This window comes from Oleiphilus sp. HI0128 (genome assembly GCF_001635365.1).
In genome coordinates, this window is sequence record NZ_LWGG01001033.1 from 1 (window position 1) to 674 (window position 674).

General features: G+C 42.7%; 1 protein-coding gene. It reads left to right on the forward strand.

Translation table 11 applies throughout. From position 1 onward, the window contains the following. A partial coding sequence (locus A3763_RS28810) for a hypothetical protein (protein ID WP_197482951.1) occupies nucleotides 1–523 on the forward strand: 523 nt, incomplete at its 5' end. Between the last annotated feature and the right edge of the window lie 151 nt (nucleotides 524–674).

The following is a 674-nucleotide window of genomic DNA, read 5'->3' on the forward strand; positions in this document are numbered from 1 at the left end:
CAGCAGTAATTACTGGGCGAACAAAATTTTTGATGAGCATAAGCTGTATGGCCGTGATAGTGATCAATACTATGTTGCAAGCAGGGCACTCAGTAAGGGGAAAGAAGTCTGGTCGGCCGTCTATTTTGTGCAGAATGGCCTTAGGCAGCGTTTCATATATGAGCTGACTGTGACCAAAAGCTCGGCTGCTGATGGGGATTATGCGGAGCCAGTTGGTGTCTGGCTTAACGGGTCTTCCATGGGCGAGGGTGATGTTACGAAAAACCAAGCGGAGGCAATAGCCCGGTATATTGAGTCGGTAGAAGCCTCTGAGCTATATTTGGTTGTCTATGCAGATCAAGAACTGAAGCCAACCAAAGTGCTTTGGGATCAGTTGCGTACAAAAGGTGAGGTTCAGGTAGCAGTGTTAAGTAAATCCCTAGGGCAAGCCAAATTACCTATCACGCTTCGAGTACTTGGGCCATTGCATGGAGAGCCTTCGTTTGAAAAGCTTCCTGTTTGGTTCAGGTTGTATGCGTATTGATCGTTAATTGTTCAGTATTCGTTGTGCATTTTTATGAAACTTAAACTTAACAAATCTAAACACAAAGATTTGTTGATAATTCTGCTTGTTTAAACAATACTTTATTGGATATTGCAGAATTTTTTCCAATAAAAGCAATAAAATGTGGCGG